At 64.0% G+C, this 2,459-nt stretch carries 2 protein-coding genes and 1 pseudogene; all 3 read left to right on the top strand.

Annotated features, from left to right (window positions below; translation table 11 throughout):
* A pseudogene (locus tag ELR45_RS30235) lies at positions 1-406 on the top strand (hypothetical protein); the annotation flags it as partial.
* A 188-nt stretch (positions 407-594) separates the two neighbouring features.
* Complete coding sequence (locus tag ELR45_RS30230) at positions 595-1,518, top strand: carbohydrate ABC transporter permease (RefSeq protein WP_129669666.1); 924 nt, start codon at positions 595-597, stop codon at positions 1,516-1,518.
* Positions 1,518-2,444, top strand: a complete 927-nt coding sequence (locus ELR45_RS30225) for a carbohydrate ABC transporter permease (RefSeq protein ID WP_129669609.1) — start codon at positions 1,518-1,520, stop codon at positions 2,442-2,444. Before ELR45_RS30230 ends, ELR45_RS30225 begins: the two co-directional genes overlap by 1 nt.
* The last annotated feature ends 15 nt before the right edge of the window (positions 2,445-2,459 follow it).

Here is a 2,459-nt window from a genome sequence, read left to right as displayed (position 1 = left end):
GACCGTCCGGGCGAAGGCGGGGGAGCCGTACATCGTTCCGGTGGACGCGCCGAACCCGCGGGCCGGCATGGAGTACATGCGGGCGATGCTGTCGATGGAAGGTGCGCGTGGCTTCACCGAACAGGTGAGCAGCCTGACGTCCGTGCTGGGCGCCTCCGACGACGTCGAGCTCGACGCACCCGGCCTGTCGTCCGCTCAGGATGCCCTGGCCGCGGCGGGTGAGAACGTCGTCAACTGGTTCTTCCCGGACTGGTACCGCGAGCTGGAGAACCCCGGCATCGACCAGCCGACCGGTGCGCTGCTGCGCGGCGACATCGACGTCGACGAGTGGGTCGAGCAGTGCGAGCAGGCCTCCGCTTCGATACGTGACGACGACTCCATCAACAAGCAGACCCGGGAGCTCTAGGGAGCCGATCGATGACCCTCCACGGATCCGGTCGCCCGGCGGCGCAGCGTTCCGACGGAACCGACGGCACGGATGACGCCCGTGGCACCGGTGGTACCGGGGAGACCGGTGCCACCGGGAAGGGCGGCGGTGTGTCGCATGGCGCGGATGCGCGACGGCGACGCCGCGGTCGCAGGCCCGGCGGGCCGATGCAGAAAGGCAAGTATCCGTTCATCATCGCGTTTCTGCTGCCGCCGGTCGGGGTGTACGCGATGTACATGTTGTCGCCCTACATCCAGGCGATCTATATCTCGCTGACCGAGTGGAGCGGGTTCACAGCCAGCCCGACCTTCATCGGTCTCGACAACTACGAGCGGATGTGGAACGACGACCAGCTGTGGACCGCGCTGCGCAACAATCTGATCCTGCTGATCTTCGTTCCGGTGCTGACGTTGCTGCTCGGGTTGTTCTTCGCCTCGATGCTCAACGTGGGTGCGCGCGGGCGCGGCGGCGCGGTGGCGGGCGTGTTCGGCTCGTCGGTGTACAAGGTCGTGTACTTCTTCCCGCAGGTGCTCTCGATCGTCATCGTCGGGATCGTGTTCAGTTACGTGTTCGCGCCGGAGAACGCCGGTGGGATTCTGAACAGCATGTTGGGCGCGTTCGGTCTGGACGGGCTGAAACAGTTGTGGCTGGCTGAGCAGAACCTGCTCATCTGGATCGTGATGGTGGTGATGACGTGGTCGTTCGTGGGCTTCTACGTCGTGCTGTTCTCGGCGGCGATGCAGTCGATCCCGAAGGACATCTATGAGGCGGCGCTGCTGGACGGCGCCAGCCGGATGACCACGTTCCGCAAGATCACCGTGCCGTTGGTGTGGGACACCGTCCAGGTGGGATGGGTGTACATGGCGATCCAGGCCATGGACGGCTTCGCGATCGTGCACATCATGCTCGGGATCAACGGGGGCGTGGACGGAGCGGGCGACGTTCTCGGTGTGGCGATCTACAGGGCGGCGTTCCAGAGCAACGACTTCGGCTACGCCGCGGCGATCGGCGTGTTGATGTTGGTGCTGACGATGACCGTCGTTGTGCTGTTCATGCGCATGCTGCGGCGCGAAAAGGTGGAGCTGGCGTGATGGCGGACGATGACGTGAGAACCGCAACCCCGCGTGGACCGAAGCTCACCGCCGATGACAGGCCCCGGGAGGGTGTGGGCATCGTCGGGTTCGCGTTCGGGCTGCTCAACCATGGGTTTCTGCTGTTCTGGGGACTGATCACCACACTTCCACTGGTGTGGGCCATCCTGTCCTCGTTCAAGACGAACGGTGAGTTCCGGACCGATCCGATGGGGCTGCCCAGAGGCATCGAGTGGGACAACTTCGCCCGGGCGTGGACCTCGGCGAACATCGGACAGTACTTCCTCAACAGCGTCATCGTCGTGGCGATGTCGCTGACCATGACGATGCTGTTCGGCGCCATGGGTGCGTACGTCTTGGCACGCTACGACTTCCCAGGCAACCGTCTTGTGTACTACGTGTTCGTCGCGGGCCTGATGCTTCCCGTCTTCCTGGCTCTGGTGCCGATGTTCTTCATCGTCCGAGACAGCGGCGAACTCTTACCCTTCCTGGGCCTTAACAGCTACTTCAGCCTGGCCCTCGTGTACACGGCGTTCTCGATGCCGTTCACGGTGTTCTTCCTGACCGCGTTCTTCCGGACGCTGCCCACGTCAGTCGCGGAAGCGGGCATCGTCGACGGCTGCTCCCACTTCACGCTGTTCTTCCGGGTCATGCTGCCGATGGCCAAGCCGGGGATCATCAGCCTCGCGCTGTTCAACTTCCTCGGCCATTGGAACCAGTACATCCTGCCGCTGGTGATCATGCAGGATGACGAAAAACGCGTCCTGGCGCAAGGTCTGGGCACGCTCGCGGCGAACACCGGATTCCGCGCAGACTGGACCGCTCTCTTCGCCGGGCTGGTGATCGCGCTGCTTCCGGTGCTGATCGTGTACATGGTGTTCCAGAAGCAGGTCCAGGCCGGCCTGACCGCAGGCGTGTTGAAGTAGCAACTCCCATGATCA

The sequence above is a fragment of the Phytoactinopolyspora endophytica genome (genome assembly GCF_004138495.1).
GTDB lineage: Bacteria > Actinomycetota > Actinomycetes > Jiangellales > Jiangellaceae > Phytoactinopolyspora > Phytoactinopolyspora endophytica.
This window is presented reverse-complemented; position numbering and strand designations above follow the sequence as displayed.